Origin of the sequence: Nevskia sp. (assembly GCF_051860985.1) — a bacterium.
GTDB lineage: Bacteria > Pseudomonadota > Gammaproteobacteria > Nevskiales > Nevskiaceae > Nevskia.
In genome coordinates this window covers 43,342-58,201 of record NZ_JBIMKV010000007.1, presented here as the reverse complement: position 1 = coordinate 58,201, position 14,860 = coordinate 43,342, and the positions used below count along the sequence as shown (strand labels likewise).

The window sequence follows — 14,860 nt, the reverse complement described above, 5'->3', positions numbered from 1 at the left end:
TGCGGCCAGACGGACAGCCGCAAGCGCCGGTGGACGACCTTCAGCCGTACTTGGCCAGCAGCCGCGTCTTCTCGGCCAGTCGCCGCGCCAGCTGCGCCGGATCGCTGCTGCGGGCGATTTCCTGCTCGAAGTCACAGGCCATCATCTCGTAGAAGGCGCGGTCCAGCGCCTTGCGGGCGGCGGCGAGCTGCTGGGCCACCGTGTCGCACGGGGTTTCGGCTTCGATCATCGCCAGCACGCCGCGAATCTGGCCTTCGACCCGCCGCAGTCGCATCACCACCGCCTGCCGGTGGTCGTCGCTGGCGGCATCCGAGGCGCTGCCATTCGCTTCCGGCAATGCATTTACGGATGCGTTCCGCTCACGTTTTACATACCCCATACCGTATACTCCATCCCTCATTTTCAACCACTGTAGCGGGCGGTGGCAGCGCTGTCAGCCCGCGATTCGACCGGGGAGATTCGTTGCCATGACCGTACTGATGGATACCGACAGCTGGCTGCGCGCCGCTGGCGGCGGCTTGCTGATCGGCCTTGCCGCCGCGCTGATGATCATCTTCAACGGCCGCATTGCCGGCGTCAGCGGCACGCTCGGAGGCCTGCTGCTGGACCCCGCGCCCAGCGAGCGCCGCTGGCGCAGTCTGTTCCTCGGCGGCATGGTGCTGGGTGCGCTGCTGTTGACGACGGTGGTCACGTCGCTGCCGCCGGCGCAGCTGCAGACCGGCTGGCTGGGCATGGCGGCGGCCGGGCTGATCGTCGGTTATGGCACCCGCATGGGCTCCGGCTGCACCTCCGGCCACGGCGTCTGCGGCATCGCCCGGCTGTCGCCGCGGTCGATCGTCGCCACCCTCACCTTCATGGCCTTCGGCGTCGCCACCGTGTTCGTGATCCGTCACCTGTCCGGAGCTGCCGCATGAAGATCGCCCTCATCGCCCTGCTGGCCGGCCTGCTGTTCGGGGCCGGTCTTGCTCTCGGCGGCATGACCAATCCAGCCAAGGTCGTCGGCTTTCTCGACGTCAGCGGTCGCTGGGACCCGTCGCTGGCCTTCGTCATGGGATCGGCACTGCTGGTGACCTTCCCGGTGTTCGCCTGGGTGCGACGCGCCGGCAGGCCGCTGCTGGCGGAACGCTTCCAGCTGCCGACCAAGCGCGATCTGGATCCGCAACTGCTGGCCGGCGCGGCGCTGTTCGGGATCGGCTGGGGTATCGCCGGCCTGTGCCCGGGCCCGGCGATTGCCAACCTGGCCGCCGGTTCGCCGGAAGTGCTGCTGTTCGTCGTCACGATGGTGGCCGGCATGTGGCTGCGTGACCGGACAGCGGCCATCACCGGCTAGCCCGCGCGGCCACAAAAAAGGCGGCGCGGTGCCTGAGGCACCGGGCCGCCCTGGTGGCGCCGGAGCGCCGCCGATCAGCTGGCCTTCGGAATCACGAAGCGGCCGTCGTAGCAGAACTCGTGGATGCGCACGGCGTTGCCGACGTTGACCGAAAGCAGGCCCGGCACCAGCGACACCGTCACCTTGTCGTACGGCCGCGTGGCCTTCAGGCCGATCCAGGCCGACGGAACAGTGCTGCCGTTGATGCCCAGCAGCGAGATCGCCGACTGGTTCAAGGTCGCTACTTCCTGCGTGAGGCCGAGCAGCGAGGTCTGCACGGTGATGGAGTTGAACAGCGACAGGTTGGCGACGCCGCCCGGGAAGCTCAGGCCGGCGATCGCGTAGTAGCCGGACGGCACCGTGCCGCCATCGCGAACCACGGCGGTGAGGTCGACCGAGGTCAGCACGCCGCCGAGGAGGCCGGCGGTCAAGGTGACGCCAGCGGCGGTATCGAGATTGCCGTCGGCAGCCGCTTCCGGCGTCGAGACGCTGTTGAGCAGATTGGCCACCACATCGAGCCCGAGCGAGCCGAGCAGGTTGGTCAGCACGCCGCCGACCAGGCCATTGCTGCCGACGACCATGTCCGGCTCGGTGGCCGAAACGCTGTGCGAGCAGATGAAGTTGCCGGGTACCGCGTTGCCGCTGTCGGTGACGACGGTCGGGGCGCCGCCATCGTTGAGCAGGCCAGTGGCTGACTCCGGTTCGCCGCCGACAACATCGCCATTGAGGTTGTCACAGCCACCCAGCGCCAGGGCGACTGCGCCGGCGCCGATGACCTGGGTCGTGATCTTGAAAATTCGCATCATTGTGAAACTCCTGATCTTGAAGGGCGATTCATCAGCACTGATGTTGCCCGCGACCAGCCGGATCGGCGGCTCGTCATTTAGAAATGTCCCTTTGCTCATCCGGCCAGTCCCGGCCCCGCCGTTCTGTGGCGACCGACAGAAACCCTTGTTTCCTGAACGATTCGTCGGCACCGCTGCTCCCGATAATCATGGCGCGATCTGTTATCGACCCGACTATTTTCCGGGAAATTTTCATGAATCGCCCGTCAGAAGAAGAAAAAGCCGCCTCAGACCTGATCTGTGAATTTTTTGCCATGGTCAACAGACCGCCCACCGAGAAAAGAGGCTTGGCGGCTGCGGCGGCGGCAAACCAAAAAAAACGGCCCGAAGGCCGTTTTTTTCATCTGCAACGACAATCAGGCAGCCTTGCGGGCGGCATCCGGCGCGGTCATGCGGATCAGGTGATCGAAGGCGCTGAGCGCGGCCTTGGAGCCTTCGCCCATCGCGATGATGATCTGCTTGTACGGCGTGGTGGTGACGTCGCCGGCGGCGAACACGCCCGGCATCGAGGTGGCGCCGCGAGCATCGACGACCACTTCGCCACGCGGGCTCAGGTCGACCGCACCCTTCAGGAAGTCGCTGTTCGGCAGCAGGCCGATCTGCACGAAGATGCCTTCCAGCGCGATCGTGTGCAGCTCGCCGGTGCCGCGATCCTTGTAGACCAGACCGTTGACCTTGGCGCCGTCACCGGTCACTTCGGTGGTCTGCGCCGAGGTGATCACCCGCACGTTCGGCAGGCTGTTCAGCTTGCGCTGCAGCACGGCGTCAGCGCGCAGCTGGCTGTCGAACTCGATCAGCGTCACCTGCGACACGATGCCGGCGAGGTCGATCGCCGCTTCCACGCCCGAGTTGCCACCACCAATTACCGCGACGCGCTTGCCCTTGAACAGCGGGCCGTCGCAGTGCGGGCAGTAGGCCACGCCCTTGTTGCGGTACTGGTCCTCGCCCGGCACGTTCATCTGCCGCCAGCGCGCGCCGGTGGCGACGATCACGGTCTTGGACTTGAGCGTGGCACCGGACGCCAGCGCGATGCTGACCAGTTCGCCATCGCTGGAAATGCCGTCGGCGCGCTGCAGCTTCATCACGTCGACATCGTAGTGGCCGACGTGATTTTCCATCGCCGCGACCAGCTTCGGGCCTTCGGTTTCCGGCACCGAGATCAGGTTCTCGATGCCCATGGTGTCCGCCACCTGGCCACCGAAGCGCTCGGCAACCAGACCAGTGCGGATGCCCTTGCGGGCGGCGTAGATCGCCGCTGCTGCGCCGGCCGGGCCGCCGCCGACGATCAGCACGTCGTACGGCGCCTTGTCCTTGAGCTTCTCGGCTTCGCGAGCGGCCGCGCCGGTGTCGAGCTTGGCGAGAATCTCGTCGACACCCATGCGGCCGGCCGCGAACGGTTCGCCGTTCAGATAAATGCTCGGCACCGACATCACCTGGCGCGACTCGACCTCGCTCTGGAAGGCGCTGCCTTCGATCGCGGTGTGCTCGATGTTCGGGTTCAGCACCGCCATCAGGTTCAGCGCCTGCACGACATCCGGGCAGTTCTGGCAGGACAGCGAGAAATAGCTTTCGAACTTCAGCGGCCCCGGCAGCGCCTTGATCGCGGCGATGACGTCGTCGCTGACTTTCGGCGGGTAGCCGCCGGCCTGCAGCAGCGCCAGCACCAGCGAGGTGAACTCATGGCCGAGCGGAATGCCGGCGAAACGCAAGCGGATGTCGTGGCCTGGGCTGCCGATCGCGAACGACGGCGCGCGCAAGGCGGCGTCCGAGGTTTCGCGCACGGTGATGCGGCTGCAGACATCGGTGATGTCGGCCAGCAGCGCCATCATTTCCTTCGAGGCGTCCGAGCCATCGGTATTGGCCACGATCTCGAGCGGGCGGGTCAGGCGCTCGAGGTAGCCCTTCAATGTTTCCTTCAGGTCCTGGTCAAGCATGAGATTCTCCGTTCGAAACCACGACAGCCGACATCGTTACTGAATTCGGGAACTGCGGGATGCAAAACGCCCTGCCGCCACCCCGGTGAAGGTGCGGGCAACGGCAGGGCGCGGGTGTTGCGGAATCGGGCCAGCAGCGAAGCCGGCCCGAAGCAGGATCGCTTAGATCTTGCCGACCAGATCCAGCGACGGCGCGATGGTCTTCGCGCCTTCCTTCCACTTCGCCGGGCAAACCTGGCCCGGGTTGGCGGCGGTGAACTGCGCGGCCTTCAGCTTGCGCAGTGTTTCCGACACGTCACGGGCGATCTCGTTCGAGTGGATCTCGACGGTCTTGATCACGCCTTCCGGGTTGATCACGAAGGTGCCACGCAGTGCCAGGCCTTCCTCGTCGATATGCACGTCGAAGGCGCGGGTCAGCGCATGGGTCGGGTCACCGACCAGCGGGAACTGGGCCTTGCCGACCGCCGGCGAGGTCTCGTGCCAGACCTTGTGCGAGAAGTGGGTGTCGGTGGTGACGATGTAGACCTCGGCGTTCGCCTTCTGGAACTCGGCGTAGCTGTTGGCGGCGTCCTCAACTTCGGTCGGGCAGTTGAAGGTGAAGGCGGCCGGCATGAAGATCAGGACCGACCACTTGCCCTTCAGCGAGGCGTCGGTGACTTCGATGAACTTGCCATTGTGGAAAGCCTGCGCCTTGAACGGCTTGACCGCAGTGTTGATCAGCGACATGAACGTGTCCTTGGTGTGTGGGGTGGGTTGATTTGATAGCGAGATACTACTTACACGACCCGCGGGATTGAAATCATTTATCGGAATCCGGGCCATTGATGAAACCTATGGACCGGTGGCGGACAACCGCCTCGAACGCCGTACGGTGCATGGCGGCGGCCGTCCACGATTTCAATTGCCGCCGCCCCGGATCGTCGCGCGATGGATCGCTCCGGGGCCGAATCATCGCCGAATTCCGGTGCCGGACACAGGCAGCTGCATCGTCACGGTCGTCCGGTCGGCCGAGGCCGGAAACGACAACGGCCGCTCGCGCGGCCGTTGTCGATGCAGCACGCTGCGCTCAGGCCGCGCTGCGGTCCGCCATCATCGCGGCGGCGGCCGCCGGCGAGCCTTCGAGATAGGCCAGCGCTTCCTCGGTCGAGCCTTCCTTCGCCGGGTCGTACCAGGGGCTGAAGAACGGCAGCTGGCGAACCAGCAGGGCCGGCAGCGACGGCAGCATCCCGGTCTTCGACTGCCGCTGCCATTCCAGCCACACCCACGGCCGGAAGACGCTCGGACGCTTGGCGGCAAAGCGCGGGTCCTGCTTCATCAGGTGCGCAGCACCGTGGGCCCACAGGCCGAAGATCACCGGCATCGCGATCAGGCTCAGGTAGTAGCGCGACGGATAGGTGCCGCCCAGATGGCGGTAAAGGTCGAAAGCGACGCAGCGATGCTCGACTTCTTCGGCCCCGTGCCAGCGCAGCAGGTCGAGCAGCACCGGGTCGGCGCCGACGGCATCCCAGTTCTTGTTGTCGAGCGCGTACTGGCCAAGCACGCAGGTCATGTGCTCGACGGCGGCGATGATGCCGAGACGGAACACCAGCCACTGCTTCTTGGCCCAGTCACTTTTCAGTTCGCGGCCGGCCAGCTTGTCGCCGAGCAGGTTCTCGAACAGCCAGTCTTCCTGCCGGGTGTTCGATTCAGTCTCGATGCCGCGCTTGTTCAGATAGTCGGCCACGGCACCGCCGTGGGCGCGGGCATGCATCGCCTCCTGGCGAATGAACATCTGCACGTCGTCTCGAAGCTTGTCGTCGGTGACCATCGGCAGCGCCTGGTTGTACAGGCGACAGAACCAGAACTCACCGGCCGGCAGCAGCAGGTTGATCTCGTTGATGAAATGGCTGGCGAACGGATGGCCCGGAATCCAGTCGACCGGGGTGTCCGACCAGTCGAACTTGACCTTGCGCGGAATCAGCCGGCCACGGGTCTTGGAAGCCCTGGCGGGCTTGCCGGAGGTGACTTTGCCGAGCAGCGCGGTGATGGGAGTGACGGCCATGGGAATGCTCCGTGGGCGATGGTGAAAGGGAATCAGGGCAGCAGATCGAACCGAGCGAGGCCGCGCGACAGCTTCGGGAACAGCCGGGAGATGAGGCGAGCGCCTTGCGCTTCAGCACCCACCGGCACTTCGTCGCGCCGGTTCTCGACGGCATCGAGGATGGCCTTGGCGATCTTGTCCGGCGTCAGGTTGCGTCGCTGGTAGAGCCTGGTCGCCCGCGCCTGCTTCTCGGCTTCGGCTCGGGCATCGAGGCCGACGAAACGCGTGCTCTGCGTGATGTTGGTGATCGACAGGCCCGGACAGATGGTCGCCACGTGGATGCCCTTGTCGGCGAGTTCGGCGCGCAGGCAGTCGCTGAGCATCATCACTGCCGCCTTGCTGGTGTTGTAGGCCGACATGAACTTCGACGGCGTGAAGCCGCCCATCGACGCGACATTGACGATATGGCCCGTTCGGCCGGCCTTGATCATTTGCTGGCCGAACAGCTTGGAGCCGTGGATCACGCCCCAGAGGTTGACCCGCAGCACCTTTTCCCAGTCTGCATCGGAAGTATCGAAGAACGAGCCGGCGACCCCGATGCCGGCGTTGTTGACGACGATGTCCGGCGCGCCGAAATCGGCTTCGACCCAGTCAGCAAGCGCGGTCATCTGTTCGACATTGCCGACATCGACCTTGCGCGCCCAGGCCTGGGCGCCGAGCAGGCGCACCAGTTCCACCGTCCGCGCCGCCGCTTCAAGGTTCAGGTCGACGCAGATGACATCCGCGCCGTGTTCGGCGAACAGCAGCGCGGTCTCGCGGCCGAAGCCGGAACCGGCGCCGGTGACCACGACCAGCCGGCCACGCTGGCGATCCGAAATCCGGCCGCTGCGCGACTCACGCGCATGTACGCGAGCCCGGGCGAGCGCCGGCGTCTCTGCAGCACCTTCGACGTGGTCGATGAACTCGGACGCCCAGTCGATCACCAGCTGCGGATGGCTGGCCTGAATCCAGTGGCCGGCATCGGCTTCGCGCCGCCACAGGTTCGGCACCCATTGCGGCAGGTCGTCCCAGATCTCGGCGACCATGAACTTGTCCTTGCGCGGCACGATCAGCTGCACCGGCACCTTGGTGCGTCGCTCGCCGGGCTTGAGCAGGCGCCTGGCGAAATTGGCGCGATACAGGTTGACGCCGTTGGCGCCATCCTTGCGCTGGCTGTCGCTGGCGTCGACACGCACGCCGTCGAGCTTTTCCAGCAGGCCCGGCCACAGCTTGTCGAGGCCGGCTTTCCACAGCGTCGGCGCGACGGCCGGCAGGTGGAACATGCCGACATACCAGGAATGGGCGATCTGCCGCGCGACCTGGGCCATCTGGTCCGGCGCGCCGCTTTTCAGCCGCTGCATGATCCAGTAGGCCGCGTGATCGAGACTGGGGCCGGAGATCGTCGTATACGAGGCGATCCGCCCCGCCATGCGCTCGGTGGTCACCGCTTCCCAGCTCTGGATCGAGCCCCAGTCGTGGCAGATCAGATGCACCGGCTGGGCCGGGCTGGTGGCGTCGACGACGGCCGCGAGATCGGCGACTAGGTGGTCGAGGTCGTAGGCCTGGGTGTGATCAGGCACCGACGAGCGGCCGGCACCGCGCACGTCATAGGCGATGACGTGATAGCGCTCGGCCAGCCCTTCGGCCACGGTGGACCAGATGCTGGCGGCATCCGGATAGCCGTGCACCAGCACCACCACCGGCTTGGCGCCCGGCGCGGCGGGCGGCGTGCCCCAGCTGTAGACGGCGAGTTCGACGTCGCCTGATCGGACAATCTGCACCGGCTCGAGCGCCATGGTTCAGGCCGCCCTTTTCACGTTGTCCAGCAGGCCCCGCTCGCGCCAGCGGCGTACATGCGGCACATCGTCATCGAGCCAGAAGGCATCGTCCTCGGTGACCACCAGCAGCTCTTCCCACTTGGCGCCGACATCGCGGAAGCCCAGATGCGGCTCCACCGCCCACAGGCCCGGCGTCGGCGGATGATCGGACTTCGCGTTGCTCGACCACAGCGGCGAATGGCCTTCGCGACGGCCATCGGCCACGCCTTTCAGCAGTTCGCTGATGTTGCGGACGCCAAAGTTGAACAGGCTGAGGTGCGACTTGGCGCCATCGTCGGCGAGCTTCTCGACCCGATGCGCCAGCACCTCGAACGGGTACGCCTTGTGGCGAGGATCGTAGCCGTGGCGCTGACACAGACGATCGACCGCCTGGCTGACTTCCGACAGATGCTTGCGCTGGCGGACCAGGCTGACGATCAGTTCGCGGTACTCGCGCAAGTCGTCCATCAGCCGGTCAAGCACGCGGTTCTCGCCGATCACGCCGCAATAGCCGATATCGGCGGTATAGCCGTTCATCGACGGCGCGCAGTCGAGAATGTAGGGCATGCCTTCCTCGAGTCGGCGCAAGCCTGGATAGAACGCCGGATTGAAGCCGCCCAGCTGCTTGAAGCCGACGGCGCCGCGGAACGCCGTGCGATCGCCGAACCAGGCGAACGGCTGATGGAACCAGTCGTCGACGCCGTGATCGAGCAGCCAGGTCTTCATGCGCGCTGCCGCCTGCCGCTCGGTCATGCCCGGCACCAGCTCGGCCCCGATGGTTTCGGCGCAGCGATAGGCGAGGCGCTGGATGGCGCGAAAGCCGTCGAGATCCTGCTGGCTGGGTGCGGCGTGTCGCGTCGTTGTCATTGTCATGGCGCCCTCCTCATCTGACATTGCCATTGATCAATGTTACTTTGACATCAAAGCGCAGCGCCAGCGCCGCCAATCAGCCCGCCGCGTACCCCCCCCCGCCACAGCCTCAAGGAAATCGGGGTCAGATACATATTGTTTGCGTTCGGCGGCAACGCCGGAACGACGCGTATCGGCTTGAATGATTCACCTTGGCCGACCGACATGAACGCCCGATCACTATTCGATCCGCGCCGTGCCTCGGGGGGTTGATGCGCCGGTCGCCGGCCCCGCCCAAAGGCTTGTAACGATAGAACGATTCCGGCAGACTCCGCCCACGTCGAAACAACAAACACAAAGTCGACGCCCAAAAAAAAACCCCCTGTTGCAGGGGGCAAGGTGCGAGAAAGGCCGAAGCCTTTCTGGAGGAGACATCCACAACGCGTTCGAATTCTTGTTCGCGTTGTGGTGAGTGACTGTTGTTGCGGTGCAGTATAAGTACGTTGCGACGGTTCGTCAAGAAAACGCCGATTTGAGATTTTCAATTGAATCAATAGTTTGTCGCAATCGCACAAAATATTTGACGTCGGCGTCAAAAACATTGGGACAAACGGTGGGGTAAAAGGGGTTCAAAGGCGCTTCACGGGACAATCCCGGCCGGCGCTGGCACTACCGCCTTGCCGACTACTGAAAAGCCCCGGATCGGCAGCCGATCCGGGGCTTTCCTTTGCCACTCGCCGAACAACGCTCGCCGGCAACTGCCCGCGCGGCCGACTGGCCGGACGGGAGATCCGGCCAGCTGGCCTTTACATGTTGCGCCGGTACTCGCCGCCGACGTCGTACAGCGCGTGGCTGATCTGGCCGAGCGAGTTGTACTTCACCGCTTCGAGCAGCGCCTCGAAGATGTTGCGGCGATCGCGCGCGGTCTGCTGCAGCACCTGGAGGCTGTCGGCCTTCAGCTTGTTGCGCGCGGCACGGAACGACGCAACGTTGTCGATCTGCTGCCCTTTCTCGTCCTCGGTCGAACGGATCAGTTCGATGGTCGTCGCGATCTCGCCGCCGTGGTCCTTCGGCAGGAAGGTGTTGACGCCGATCAGCGGCAGGCTGCCGTCGTACTTCTTGTGCTCGTAGTACAGCGACTCTTCCTGGATCTTGCCGCGCTGGTACATGGTGTCCATCGCGCCCAGCACGCCGCCGCGTTCGCTGATCGACTCGAACTCCTTGTAAACCGCTTCTTCGACGAGATCGGTCAGCTGGTCGATGATGAAGCTGCCCTGCCAGGGGTTTTCGCAGTAGTTCAGGCCCAGCTCGCGGTTGATGATCAGCTGGATCGCGACCGCGCGGCGCACGCTCTCTTCCGTCGGCGTGGTGATCGCCTCGTCGTAGGCGTTGGTGTGCAGGCTGTTGCAGTTGTCGAACAGCGCGTACAGCGCCTGCAGCGTAGTGCGGATGTCGTTGAACTGGATTTCCTGCGCGTGCAGCGACCGGCCCGACGTCTGGATGTGGTACTTCAACATCTGGCTGCGTTCGTTGGCCTGATAGCGCTCGCGCATCGCCCGCGCCCAGATGCGGCGCGCCACGCGGCCGATCACCGAGTACTCCGGGTCCATGCCGTTGCTGAAGAAGAACGACAGGTTCGGCGCGAAGTCGTCGATCTTCATGCCACGCGCCAGGTAGTACTCGACGAAGGTGAAACCGTTGGCCAGCGTGAAAGCAAGCTGGCTGATCGGATTCGCGCCGGCTTCGGCGATGTGATACCCGGAGATCGACACCGAGTAGAAGTTGCGCACGCCGCGCTCGACGAACGACTGCTGGATGTCGCCCATCATTCGCAGCGCGAATTCGGTCGAGAAGATGCAGGTGTTCTGCGCCTGATCCTCTTTCAGGATGTCGGCCTGCACAGTGCCGCGGACAATCGCCATCGTCTCGCGCTTGATCTTGTCGTAGGTCTCGGCATCGACCAGCTGATCGCCGGTGACGCCGAGCAGCGCCAGGCCCAGCCCGTTGTTGCTGGCCGGCAGCTCGCCGGAATAGACCGGACGCGGCTGGTCCTTGAACAGCGCGGCGATCTTCTTCTCGGCTTCCGCCCAGCGCGCGGCATCGGCTTTCAGGTACTTCTCGACCTGCTGGTCGATCGCGGTGTTCATGAACATCGCGAGGATCATCGGCGCCGGACCATTGATGGTCATCGATACCGAGGTGCTCGGCAGGCACAGATCGAAGCCCGAGTAGAGCTTCTTCATGTCATCGAGCGTGGCGATGTTGACGCCGGAGTTGCCGATCTTGCCGTAGATGTCCGGGCGCGTTTCCGGATCTTCGCCGTACAGGGTCACCGAGTCGAAAGCCGTCGACAGGCGCGTCGGCATGCCCGGCTGGCTCAGGTAGTGGAAGCGGCGATTGGTGCGCTCCGGCGTGCCTTCGCCGGCGAACATGCGGATCGGGTCCTCGCCGACGCGGCGGTACGGATACAGGCCGGCCGTGTACGGATAGCCGCCCGGCAGGTTCTCTTTCAGCAGGAAGCGCAGCAGTTCGCCCCAGCCCTGGAACTTCGGCGCGGCGACCTTCGGGATCTTCGAGTGGCTCAGGGATTCGGTGTAGTTCTCGCCAGCCACCGGCTTGCCACGCACGTGGTAGACGTACTGCGAATCGGTCACGCCTTTGAGCCGTTCCGGCCATTCGCGCAGCAGCGCGATCGACTCCGACTTCAGGCCCTTGATCGCTTCGTTGTACCGGCTGCGCAGCACCAGCAGGCTCTTGTCGCCGCCAGCGCCGAGATCTTCGCCGGCGTAGACATCCAGCGGCTTCGGCAGCTTCGGATCGTCGAGTTCCTTCAGCGCATCCCACAGCGACTGGGCGCGATCGGCGATGTCATGCTGCTGCTCGACCTCGCGATTGAGGCCACGACCGTTCTCGGCGATTTCGGCGAGATAACGCGTGCGCTGACCGGGGATCAGCACCGTGGCGCGCGGCTCCTTGACGCTGGTGTCGAGCGCCGGCGTCCAGCGGTCGGCCGGCAGGCCGAGCTTGTCGCGCAGCAGGCGGCACAGGTTGGTGAACATCCAGGTGACGCCCGGATCGTTGAACTGGCTGGCGATCGTCGGGTAGACCGGCACGTCTTCATCTTTCAGGTCGAAGCGCACGCGGTTGCGCTTCCACTGCTTGCGCACATCGCGGAGCGCGTCCTCGGCACCGCGACGGTCGAACTTGTTGAGGATGACCAGCTCGGCGTAATCGATCATGTCGATCTTCTCGAGCTGGCTGGCCGCGCCGTAGTCGCTGGTCATCACGTAGATCGGGAAGTCGACGAGGTCGACGATTTCCGAATCGCTCTGGCCGATGCCGGCGGTTTCAACGATGACCAGGTCGTAGGTCAGGCTCTTCAGGAAGGCGATGCAGTCCTTCAGCACCGTGTTGGTCGAGGCGTGCTGGCGGCGGGTGGCCATCGAACGCATGAAGGCGCGCGGATTGCGCAGGGAATTCATGCGGATGCGGTCGCCGAGCAGCGCGCCACCGGAGCGGCGACGCGTCGGGTCGACGGCCAGCACGGCGATGCGCATCGTCGGGAACGCCTGCAGGAAGCGCAGCAGCAGTTCATCGACCGCCGACGACTTGCCGGCGCCGCCGGTGCCGGTGAAGCCGATCACCGGGGTCTTGGCGCCGGCCACCTTCCATTCGGCGCGCAGCTGGGTCAATTCGGCCTCGCTGAACAGATCGTCTTCCAGCGCCGACAGCCAGCGGCCGACGGTGATTTCGTCGTCGATCGATGCCGCACCGGGCTTGATGCTGCCCTTGCGGTGCGTCTCGGCGCGCTTGATCAGGTCCTCGATCATGCCGACCAGGCCGAGCTTGCTGCCGTCGTTCGGGTGGTAGATGCGCTCCACGCCCTGCTCGTGCAGCACGGCGATCTCTTCCGGCGTGATCGTGCCGCCGCCACCGCCGAACACGCGGATGTGGCTGGCGCCGCGCTCGGCCAGCATGTCGACCATGTACTTGAAGAATTCGTTGTGGCCGCCCTGATAGCTCGACAGGGCGATGCCGTCGGCATCTTCCTGCAGCGCGGCGCGAACCACGTCCTCGACCGAACGGTTGTGGCCAAGGTGGATGACCTCGGCGCCCTGGGCCTGGATCAGCCTCCGCATCACGTTGATGGCGGCGTCGTGACCGTCGAACAGGCTCGCCGCCGTGACAAAGCGCAGCGGATTGCGGGTCTGGGACAGGTCGGCGTCCAGCGGCTTCAGCGAAGGGGAGTCAGGCATGGCGAAGGTCTTCGGTAATCGAAACTGGATAACAGGCGGACCCCGCCCCGGAACGAACCGGGGGCGGGTCGAACATCATGCAACAGACCCCTGATGCGAGCGGGTCATCGACATTACGGAACGCGCTTCCGAGGGTGCGCCACCCGAACGGGCAGAAATCAGGATTTCCCCGCAGCGGCACGCGCCAGCTCATCGCGCACCACGCGCTTCAGCACCTTGCCGGTCGCGGTCATCGGGAAAGCGTCCACCAGCCGCACTTCCTTCGGCACCTTGTAGCCGGCGATGTGCTGACGACAATGGGCGATGATCTCCTCCTGCGTCGGCCGCTGGCCGTCGCTCGGCATGATCATGGCAACCACGCGCTCACCCCATTTTTCATCCGGCAGGCCGATGACGGCGCACATCCGCACGCCCGGATGCTTGGCCAGCACCTGCTCGACTTCGGCCGAATAGACGTTCTCGCCGCCGGTGACGATCATGTCCTTGACCCGGTCGACCAGGTACAGCAGGCCTTCGGCGTCGCGGCGGCCGGCGTCGCCGGTCTTGTACCAGCCGTCCTGGAGCACGGCGGACGTGGTGTCCGGCTGCTTCCAGTAACCGCCGAACAGCGACGGCGAACGGACCACCAGTTCACCGATCGCGCCTTCCGGCACCTCGTCACCATTGGCGTCGACGAACTTGACGTCGATCAGCGGCAGCGGCGTGCCGCAGGACTTGAGCTTGGCCTCGTCGTCGATCACATGCTGTTCCGGCCGCAGCAGCGAGATCGCGCCCGAGCTTTCGGTGGCGCCGTAGAACTGCATGAACTTGCACTTCATCTCGCGCAGCGCGCGCGCCAGCAGGTGAGAGCTGATCGGCGAGCCGGCGTACATCACCAGCCGCAGGCTGGAGAAATCGGCGGTGCTGGCGGCCGGATGATCGAGCACCATCTGGATCGCGGTCGGCACCAGCGCGACGATCGACGGGCGATCGCGCTGGATCACCTGGATCAGCTGGCCCGGATCGAGCTGCGGCAGGATCGACAGCGTGCCGCCGTTGTACAGCGACTGGATGCTCAGGCCACTGCCGACCAGATGGAAGTTCGGCATCACCATCATCATCACGTCGTCGTCCTGCCACTGCAGCGCCGGCTCCAGATGTTCGCAGAGCCGCATGTAGTGGAAGCCGCGATGGGTCAGCTCCACGCCCTTCGGCTTGCCGGTGGTGCCCGAGGTGTAGATCAGCAGCGCCGCCTGCTCGGCATCGAGCGGCATTCGCGGATCGACGTCCGAGACGCCCGCCAGCGCCTGATCAAGCGCGCTGTCGGTATTGAGCGGATCCAGGCTGATGACCTTGAACGGCCGGGGGCTGATCGCCTGCACGGCTTCGATCAGCGGCGTCAGATCACGGTCGACGAACATCAGCGGCGCTTCGGCATCGGCGATCACCGCCGCCAGTTCCGGCGCCGCCAGCCGCCAGTTCATCGGCGACATCGTGCTGCCGGCCTTGTTGATGCCGAACAGCAGCTCGAAATACAGCGACGAGTTCTTGCCGAGAAAGCCGATGTTCGAGCGCGCCGGAATGCCGTGGCCGAGGATGAGGTTGGCGACGCGATTGGAGCGCTCGTCCAGCCTGGCGAAGCTGATCGCGCCGCGGCCATCGACCAGCGCAGTCTTCTCCGGCCGGGTCTTGCCGTACAGGCGGGGGATGTCGGCGAGAGTCTTGATGTCGGCATACAACCACATGGTGTCG

The 14,860-nt window shown here is 65.1% G+C and carries 12 protein-coding genes; 3 read left to right on the top strand and 9 right to left on the bottom strand.

Annotated features, from left to right (window positions below; genetic code table 11):
• Positions 1-40: 40 nt before the first annotated feature.
• The gene (locus ACTIGJ_RS08775; protein ID WP_439639923.1) at positions 41-337 is read right to left on the bottom strand and encodes a metal-sensing transcriptional repressor; all 297 of its coding nucleotides are present in this window, start codon (positions 335-337) and stop codon (positions 41-43) included.
• A gap of 130 nt (positions 338-467) precedes the next feature.
• Here ACTIGJ_RS08775 and ACTIGJ_RS08770 point away from each other — a divergent pair, with 130 nt between their 5' ends.
• Together ACTIGJ_RS08770 and ACTIGJ_RS08765 are read left to right on the top strand one after the other, a co-directional pair.
• A complete protein-coding gene (locus tag ACTIGJ_RS08770) occupies positions 468-914 on the top strand; it encodes a YeeE/YedE family protein (protein ID WP_439639922.1) in 447 nt (148 codons plus the stop codon).
• Positions 911-1,330, top strand: a complete 420-nt coding sequence (locus tag ACTIGJ_RS08765; RefSeq protein ID WP_439639921.1) for a DUF6691 family protein — start codon at positions 911-913, stop codon at positions 1,328-1,330. Before ACTIGJ_RS08770 ends, ACTIGJ_RS08765 begins: the two co-directional genes overlap by 4 nt.
• A 74-nt stretch (positions 1,331-1,404) precedes the next feature.
• On the opposite strand, the gene ACTIGJ_RS08760 is transcribed toward ACTIGJ_RS08765, so the two are convergent.
• Positions 1,405-2,175, bottom strand: a complete 771-nt coding sequence (locus ACTIGJ_RS08760) for a hypothetical protein (RefSeq protein WP_439639920.1) — start codon at positions 2,173-2,175, stop codon at positions 1,405-1,407.
• On the opposite strand from ACTIGJ_RS08760, the gene ACTIGJ_RS08755 reads away from it, so the two are divergent.
• A complete protein-coding gene (locus ACTIGJ_RS08755; protein ID WP_439639919.1) occupies positions 2,159-2,458 on the top strand; it encodes a hypothetical protein in 300 nt (99 codons plus the stop codon). The two genes, ACTIGJ_RS08760 and ACTIGJ_RS08755, sit on opposite strands and share 17 nt — an antisense overlap.
• A 112-nt stretch (positions 2,459-2,570) precedes the next feature.
• On the opposite strand, the gene ahpF is transcribed toward ACTIGJ_RS08755, so the two are convergent.
• From ahpF to ACTIGJ_RS08720, 7 genes are all read right to left on the bottom strand, one after another.
• Positions 2,571-4,148: an alkyl hydroperoxide reductase subunit F gene (gene ahpF / locus ACTIGJ_RS08750; protein ID WP_439639918.1), complete on the bottom strand. Its 1,578-nt coding sequence runs from the start codon at positions 4,146-4,148 to the stop codon at positions 2,571-2,573.
• 162 nt (positions 4,149-4,310) lie between these two features.
• The gene (ahpC, locus tag ACTIGJ_RS08745; RefSeq protein WP_439639917.1) at positions 4,311-4,874 is read right to left on the bottom strand and encodes an alkyl hydroperoxide reductase subunit C; all 564 of its coding nucleotides are present in this window, start codon (positions 4,872-4,874) and stop codon (positions 4,311-4,313) included.
• 340 nt (positions 4,875-5,214) lie between these two features.
• Positions 5,215-6,189, bottom strand: coding sequence for a metal-dependent hydrolase (locus tag ACTIGJ_RS08740; protein ID WP_439639916.1), 975 nt, complete (start codon positions 6,187-6,189; stop codon positions 5,215-5,217).
• A gap of 32 nt (positions 6,190-6,221) precedes the next feature.
• Positions 6,222-8,003: an SDR family oxidoreductase gene (locus ACTIGJ_RS08735; protein ID WP_439639915.1), complete on the bottom strand. Its 1,782-nt coding sequence runs from the start codon at positions 8,001-8,003 to the stop codon at positions 6,222-6,224.
• Positions 8,004-8,006: 3 nt separating this feature from the next.
• Entirely contained in the window at positions 8,007-8,891 is an 885-nt protein-coding gene (locus ACTIGJ_RS08730) for a M24 family metallopeptidase (RefSeq protein WP_439640047.1), read from the bottom strand.
• 788 nt (positions 8,892-9,679) lie between these two features.
• Positions 9,680-13,129: a methylmalonyl-CoA mutase family protein gene (locus ACTIGJ_RS08725; RefSeq protein ID WP_439639914.1), complete on the bottom strand. Its 3,450-nt coding sequence runs from the start codon at positions 13,127-13,129 to the stop codon at positions 9,680-9,682.
• 158 nt (positions 13,130-13,287) lie between these two features.
• The gene (locus ACTIGJ_RS08720) at positions 13,288-14,853 is read right to left on the bottom strand and encodes a long-chain-fatty-acid--CoA ligase (protein WP_439639913.1); all 1,566 of its coding nucleotides are present in this window, start codon (positions 14,851-14,853) and stop codon (positions 13,288-13,290) included.
• Positions 14,854-14,860 lie beyond the last annotated feature (7 nt).

Bases quoted from the DNA above. Each gene is read 5' to 3' on its own strand.
- ACTIGJ_RS08725 (WP_439639914.1), bottom strand. From the start codon at position 13,129: ATGCCTGACTCCCCTTCGCTGAAGCCGCTGGACGCCGACCTGTCCCAG.
- ahpF (WP_439639918.1), bottom strand. From the start codon at position 4,148: ATGCTTGACCAGGACCTGAAGGAAACATTGAAGGGCTACCTCGAGCGC.
- ACTIGJ_RS08760 (WP_439639920.1), bottom strand. From the start codon at position 2,175: ATGATGCGAATTTTCAAGATCACGACCCAGGTCATCGGCGCCGGCGCA.
- ACTIGJ_RS08740 (WP_439639916.1), bottom strand. From the start codon at position 6,189: ATGGCCGTCACTCCCATCACCGCGCTGCTCGGCAAAGTCACCTCCGGC.
- ACTIGJ_RS08770 (WP_439639922.1), top strand. From the start codon at position 468: ATGACCGTACTGATGGATACCGACAGCTGGCTGCGCGCCGCTGGCGGC.
- ahpC (WP_439639917.1), bottom strand. From the start codon at position 4,874: ATGTCGCTGATCAACACTGCGGTCAAGCCGTTCAAGGCGCAGGCTTTC.
- ACTIGJ_RS08735 (WP_439639915.1), bottom strand. From the start codon at position 8,003: ATGGCGCTCGAGCCGGTGCAGATTGTCCGATCAGGCGACGTCGAACTC.
- ACTIGJ_RS08720 (WP_439639913.1), bottom strand. From the start codon at position 14,853: ATGTGGTTGTATGCCGACATCAAGACTCTCGCCGACATCCCCCGCCTG.
- ACTIGJ_RS08765 (WP_439639921.1), top strand. From the start codon at position 911: ATGAAGATCGCCCTCATCGCCCTGCTGGCCGGCCTGCTGTTCGGGGCC.
- ACTIGJ_RS08730 (WP_439640047.1), bottom strand. From the start codon at position 8,891: ATGACAACGACGCGACACGCCGCACCCAGCCAGCAGGATCTCGACGGC.